Source organism: Xenophilus sp. (assembly GCF_044462705.1).
Taxonomy (GTDB): domain Bacteria; phylum Pseudomonadota; class Gammaproteobacteria; order Burkholderiales; family Burkholderiaceae_C; genus Xenophilus; species Xenophilus azovorans.
Genome location: NZ_JBIQNC010000253.1, coordinates 1 through 6,230 on the forward strand (window position 1 = coordinate 1; position 6,230 = coordinate 6,230).

8 protein-coding genes are annotated in these 6,230 nt (G+C 71.4%); all 8 read left to right on the plus strand.

Annotation, left to right across the window (positions count from 1 at the left end):
* Positions 1 to 222 precede the first annotated feature (222 nt).
* The gene (locus ACIY1X_RS23820) at positions 223 to 1,038 is read left to right on the plus strand and encodes a DNA -binding domain-containing protein (RefSeq protein ID WP_399685472.1); all 816 of its coding nucleotides are present in this window, start codon (positions 223 to 225) and stop codon (positions 1,036 to 1,038) included.
* Between the two features lie 100 nt (positions 1,039 to 1,138).
* Entirely contained in the window at positions 1,139 to 1,462 is a 324-nt protein-coding gene (locus ACIY1X_RS23825; RefSeq protein ID WP_399685474.1) for a helix-turn-helix domain-containing protein, read from the plus strand.
* 21 nt (positions 1,463 to 1,483) lie between these two features.
* Entirely contained in the window at positions 1,484 to 2,365 is an 882-nt protein-coding gene (locus ACIY1X_RS23830; RefSeq protein ID WP_399685476.1) for a replication initiator protein A, read from the plus strand.
* Between the two features lie 289 nt (positions 2,366 to 2,654).
* Positions 2,655 to 3,296, plus strand: coding sequence for a ParA family partition ATPase (parA, locus tag ACIY1X_RS23835; protein ID WP_399685478.1), 642 nt, complete (start codon positions 2,655 to 2,657; stop codon positions 3,294 to 3,296).
* Positions 3,293 to 3,550: a chromosome partitioning protein ParB gene (locus ACIY1X_RS23840; RefSeq protein ID WP_399685480.1), complete on the plus strand. Its 258-nt coding sequence runs from the start codon at positions 3,293 to 3,295 to the stop codon at positions 3,548 to 3,550. Before parA ends, ACIY1X_RS23840 begins: the two co-directional genes overlap by 4 nt.
* Positions 3,551 to 3,633: 83 nt before the next feature.
* A complete protein-coding gene (locus ACIY1X_RS23845; RefSeq protein ID WP_399685488.1) occupies positions 3,634 to 4,140 on the plus strand; it encodes a DUF2840 domain-containing protein in 507 nt (168 codons plus the stop codon).
* The gene (locus tag ACIY1X_RS23850; protein ID WP_399685483.1) at positions 4,137 to 4,673 is read left to right on the plus strand and encodes a S26 family signal peptidase; all 537 of its coding nucleotides are present in this window, start codon (positions 4,137 to 4,139) and stop codon (positions 4,671 to 4,673) included. Before ACIY1X_RS23845 ends, ACIY1X_RS23850 begins: the two co-directional genes overlap by 4 nt.
* Before the next feature lie 340 nt (positions 4,674 to 5,013).
* A partial coding sequence (locus tag ACIY1X_RS23855) for a DUF3363 domain-containing protein (RefSeq protein WP_399685485.1) occupies positions 5,014 to 6,230 on the plus strand: 1,217 nt, incomplete at its 3' end.

Consider the following 6,230-nt stretch of genomic DNA (forward strand, 5'->3'; position numbering starts at 1 on the left):
ATCCCAGAGGCCGCTCGGGCTACCCGAGCCGGTCCGAGGCTTAAAGATACAAGGCGGGCGGGGCGTGCCGCGCGCGCCCTTTATCATGGCTATTGCGGCGCAAGGGCGGCCGCACGCGGCCTCGCCTGCTATTCCGATTCCGACTCCAACCCCGAGACAAGCACGCTACCGCACTGACCGGACCGCTGCCCGTGGCGCCACCTGCAAGAAGGAGGTTTCGTCATGGGCACACATGCGAACGACTGGCATCCTGCCGCCGCGTACCTCTACGCCCTGACGCTGGACGGGCCGTCACTGGCCTGGGAATACCTGCGGCGCAATCCGCACTACCGATCCGACTACGGCCGGCATGCGTGCGGCAGTGCCGACGAAGCCGCCGACGCGGCGCCCTGGGGTCTGCGCATGCTGGAAGACCCCTCGCGCGATGCGCGCTACGCGCAACCGGCATGGCTGCCCGACCCTGATGGTCTGCCGCAACTCCACCCTGACGCGGGCGCGGCGCCCGATGCACCCACCTTTGCGCTGTGGCGCATGCCGGGCCGCAAGCAGCTCGCTCACGACGGCCAGCGCATGGTGCTCAACGCCTATCGCCCGGAGGGCACGCTGCGCGTCGCGTTCTCGCCCGCGCTGGAGCACGGCATGGCTTACGCCCATGGCGTGGCCGGCGGCGCGCGGCTGCGCGAGCGCTGGCGCGCCGCGGCTGCGACGGTGGAGCGCCTCGATGCCTTCTACGGCCGCGACGCCGCGCGGCCAGGCGCTCATGCCCACTCACATGGGCACGCGCACGGGCGGCCTGACCGCATTGCGCTGCTGCACATGCGCAGCCTGCAGACGCTTGACGGCCTGGCCGCGGGCGCCACGCAGCGCGAGATCGCCCAGGCGCTGTTCGGCATGGCCGTGGTCGCCGAGCGCTGGCACGACCTGGGCGAACTGCGCGCCCAGGTGCGCCGGCTCGCGCGCCGCGGCCGGGCGCTCGTGGATGGCGGCTACCGGCGCTTACTCCAGATCGAAGCGATCAGGGACGGACGTTTGGACTGACGCTTGAACGTCCGTCCCCGCAACGCCGGGCTTTCCTGAGACTGGCTCCATCCGGCGGCGCTTCGCCCGTCGGCGACCAGTACCGACGGAGGCCCATTCCATGAGACCCGCTTCGCTGCGGCCGCAGGCCGCACCCTCATCGACGCCCGAGCCTGCGCAGACCAGCGCGGCGGCCGCGGCCCAGCCGGACTACCTCACGAATGACGAGGCCGCTGCATTGCTTCGGCTGTCGCCGCGCACGCTGGAGAAGCACCGCGTGATCGGCGGTGGTCCGCGGTTTCGCAAGTTCGGGCGGCGCGTGATGTACGCCCGGTCCGACCTCAAGGCCTGGGCGGACGAGCGCAGCTTCGAAGCCACCTGCGACCCCGAGTACGTCGAGCTGCGCACCGAACGCCGCTCGTTCCGCCGCGACGGCGGGCGCTGACGATCATGGACACCGCAGCCCATGGCCGCCCCGCGCGATCCGCAGCGCGAGCAGCTCGAACTGTTCCATGCCATGCCGGGCGAGATGCCCGCGCGCGACGTGCAGGACCTGATGGCCTACCCGTTCTTCTCGCTGGCCAAGAGCCGGCGCACGGTGCCGATCGACTTCCGCGCGGGGCCGGTGACGGTGCGCGTGGAGGGCACGGCCGAGCACGGCATCGCGACGATCTGGGATGCCGACATCCTGATCTGGGCCGCCAGCCAGATCGTCGAAGCCCGCGACGCCGGCCTGCGCAGTTCGCGGCTGATGGCCGCGACGCCGCACGAGATCCTGCGCTTCGTGGGCCGCGGCGCGTCGCTGCGCGACTACCAGCGGCTCAAGGCCGCGCTCGATCGCCTGCAGTCCACCAGCGTGGCCACTTCCATCCGACAGGCCAATGCGAGGCGCCTGCACCGCTTCTCGTGGATCAACGAGTGGAAGGAGCGCGCGGACGGTCAGGGCAGGCCGCTGGGCATCGAGCTGATCCTGCCCGACTGGTTCTATGCGGGCGTGATGGAAGACAGCCTGGTGCTGACCATCGACGGGAACTACTTCCGCCTGTCGGGCGGGATCGAGCGCTGGCTGTATCGCCTGGTGCGCAAGCACGCGGGATGGCAGCCGGAGGGCTGGCGCTTCGACTTCATGCATCTGCACCGCAAGTCCGGCAGCCTGGCCCGCTTCGCGGACTTCGCCTGCGACCTGCGGCGCATCGTCGCGCGCCAGCCCCTGCCGGGCTACGCGCTCGCCATCCTGCGCTCGCGGCGCGGCCCGGAAGTGCTGGCCTTCCGTCCCGTGCCGTCCACGGCACCGCTTCGCCCCGGCGGCAGCTTCGGCGACGGTGCATGGCCTGTGGACAGCCGGTGAACGGGCTCGTGCTATCAGGCGTGCCCCGACTCGTGCTATCAGGCGCAGCGGACTCGTGCTATCAGGCGTGTCGATGGTCGAAAAATCCTTGCACCGCACGGACTTGCGCGCCGCCTAACGTATCTAACGTATTCAATAAAAACCTAACGATAGTAGGAGGCCCCGCGCTGTGGAGAAGCCGCAGCGGCGCGCGGCACGCATCCGGCACGCACCGCGCGAAGGATGCCGCAAGGCTCACGAGCACGAAGGCAGAAGACAGGTCTGCCAACATGCCTGCGAGGAGCGCGCCATGATCATCGCGCTGCTCAACCAGAAAGGCGGGGTCGGCAAGACGACGCTCGCCACGCACCTGGCCGGTGAACTGGCCTTGCTGGGCAAGAATGTGCTGCTGCTTGATGCCGACCCCCAGGGCTCAGCATTGGACTGGACGCAGCGGCGCAGCCAGAGCGACCTGCCGCGCCTGTTCGGCGCCGTCGGCCTGGCGCGCGAGACGCTGCACCAGGAGGCGCCCGAACTCGCGCGCCGCGCCGATCACGTCGTCATCGACGGGCCGCCGCGCATCGCGGCGCTCGCGCGCTCGGCGCTGCTCGCGGCCGACCTCGTGCTGATCCCGGTGCAGCCCAGTCCTTACGACGTGTGGGCCAGCGCGGAGATGGTCTCGCTGATTCGCGAAGCGCAGGTGTTCCGGCCGGCGCTGCGCGCGGCTTTCGTCATCAACCGGCGCGTCAGCACCACCGTGATCGGCCGCGAAGCGCGTGGCGCGCTGGCCGACCAGCCGCTGCCCGCGCTGTCGGCCGAGGTGCGCCAGCGCATCGCCTTTGCCGACAGCGTGGCGGCCGGCCGGCTGGTGCGCGAGACCGACGCCAACAGCTCGGCCGCGCGCGAAATCGCCGCGCTGGCCGCCGAAGTGCTGCGGAGCGGCCGGCTATGAGGAACGGCAAGCGCGTGCAGCGCGTACCTATTGGCGTACGGCCGCCGGCCAATCCGCAGGCCGAAGCCTGGGTGCGCGCCGGCGACGGCAATGACCTCGCGGCGCTCGCGCGTGGCGAGGTCTACACCGCGCGGCTGACGCTGGACGTGACGCCGGCGCTGCGCGGGCGCATCAAGGTTGCCGCGTTCACGCGGGGCATCACCGTGGCCGACATGCTGCGAGCGCTGCTGGAGCGCGAATTCCCGGAGCAATGATCATGAACGCACTGCCATTGACCATTCGACCGGCTCATGCCTCGACGGCGATCGTGCCATCGGACGTGTCTGTGGACACGCCGATGGATTCGCCTCACCTGTCGGTGGCCTCGGCCACCGACCCCGGCGATCCGCCGCTCACGCGCGTCTCGCTTGCCTACGTCGAGCGCCGCATCAACCTCTACCTGCGCTTCGGCCGGCCGCTGCGCGAACTGCGCCTAGACCGCTGGCGGCGCTGCGCGAGCTTCGCTCCCGGGGCGGTCTTCTGCCGCGTGCGCTGGGAGTCCAACGACTACGGCACGACGCGCTGGCAGCTCATGGTGCTGCAGGCCTGCACGCCTTGCGAGTGCATGCAGCGCATCGCCGGCGTTCGTCCCGGCGCGCAGCTGCTGCTGCGCACCGAAGGCGAAACGGCGGTGCAGGCCGTGCTGGAGCGGATCGACGCGATCGAAGCGCTCGCCATCGACCCAACTCAGGCTGCGCCCGCGTACTGGCGCACGCTCGGCAACCGCCTCGCTGCCCGCCAGCCGCTGCCGGCGTACAACGCCGAGCGGCATGCTGCCTGGCTGTGCGGGGAGATGTTCCGATGAGCCGGGCCGCGCATCGCATCCTGCTCGCGCTGGTGGCTACCCTCGGCGTTGCTGCGCTCGCCGGGCCCGCGCTGCACGCACCGGCGGCGCGCTGGGTCTACAACCCCAGTGACAGCGTGCCGCGCGGCTGGTATCGCATCGAACCGGCGGGGACGGTGGCCGATGCGCTGCACGTCGGCGACATCGTGCTGGCCCGCCTGCCGTCCGAGGCCGCCGCGCTCGCTGCGCAGCGCGGCTACTTGCCCGAGCGCATCCCGCTGCTCAAGCGCATCGGCGCGACGACGCCGCAGCGGGTGTGCATGGCGCAGCGCACCGTCTACGTCGACGACGTGCCGGTGGCGCTCGCGCGCGATGCCGACGGCCTTGGCCGCGGCCTGCCGCTGTGGTCGCACTGCCGCGCGCTGCGTGATGGCGAACTGTTCCTGCTCAGCGCGACGAACCCGGCGTCGTTCGACAGCCGGTATTTCGGTCCAATCGACGCGGCGGCCGTGCTCGGCCGCGCGCAGCCGATGTGGACCTGGGGCACGCGATGACAGCCGCCACCCGTGCATCGGCGCTGCCGATCCTCGTGCAGGCGGCATGCACGCGCCTTGCAGCGCCGCCTGTGGCTGGCGCGCCTCGCCCGTGCAGGCGATCGCCGCCAGACCGTCGAGGTCGTTCGCGCCAGCGATCGCCAGAACTCGGAAGACGGGCGGAGGGCAAGATAGAAGGGGACGGCACGCGCGGGTGCCTCGGGCCTTGTCTGCACGGGGGTTGGCGCGGCACGGCCTTCGGCCGGCCGCGTGCCGCAAGCGGCGGGAAGTGCGCGTCGGCGCTGGCGTTCGTGCGTGCCGTCTGCGCCGCAGTGCGCCTCACTGCGCCGGAGCGTGTGCGATGACCTCGCGCGACGACGACCGCTTCCGCGTCCGGCCGGGGCCGCCGAAGTCACCACGAGCGGGCCACCCAGGCGGGGGCCAACGCTTCATCGGCCGCGTGCTGCGCGAGGTGAGCAAGTCCGGCGCGAAGCCTTCGCAGACCGCGCGAGCTGGCGGGCGCAGCGCCGCCAAGCTCGGACGCGGCCACGTCGCGGCGCAGACCGCCGGCCGGCGGCTGGGGCCCGGCGCACGGCGCGTCGTCATCAAGGTCCGCTACGTGGTGCTCAAGCAGGCGGGTGCGCGCTCGGTGGAAACCCACCTGCGCTACATCGAGCGCGAGGGGGTGGATCGGGACGGCGGCAAGGGCCACGCCTACGGCCCCACGACCGACCACGCGGACCTGGCCGACTTCGAGGAACGCGGGCGCGGGGACCGGCACCAGTTCCGGTTCATCGTTTCGCCCGAGGACGCGCAGCAGCTCGAAGACCTGCGCGGCTACACGCGCCACCTCATGACGCGCATGGAAGGCGACCTGGGCAGCCCGCTCGACTGGGTGGCGGTCGATCACTGGAACACGGACAACCCGCACACGCACATCGTGCTGCGCGGCCGCGACCAGACTGGCCAGGACCTAATCATCGCGCGCGACTACATCGCCTACGGCATGCGCCAGCGTGCGTCCGAGCTGGCGACCGAATGGCTCGGACCGCGGACGGAACGCGACATTCGCGAGGGCCTGCTGCGCGAGGTGGGGCAGGAGCGCTGGACCAGCCTCGACCGCAGCCTGCAGCAGCAGGCGCAGCAATCCCATGATGGCGTGGTGGAACTGGCGGCGAACGCCGACGCGGCGCGTCAGCCGCGCACGCTGCTGATTGGCCGGCTGCAGCGGCTCACCGCAATGGGCTTGGCCCAACCCGAGGGAATGAACCGCTGGCGGCTGCGGCCCAACATCGAGGCCACGCTGCGCGCAATGGGCGAGCGTGGCGACATCGTGCGGACCATGCAGCGCGCGCTCGGCGTGCAGCAGCGCGAGATGGTGGTGTTCACGCCGGGCGAGGCAGCGCAGCCCGTGGTCGGCCGCGTGGTCGGCAAGGGCCTGGCCGACGAACTACAGGAGCGCGGCTACCTGGTACTGGACGGCATCGACGGCCGCGCGCACTACGTCGCGCTGCCAGCCGGCGCCGAACTCGAACAGTTCCCCGTCGGCGCAGTGGTCGAGGTGCGCAGCATGGCCGA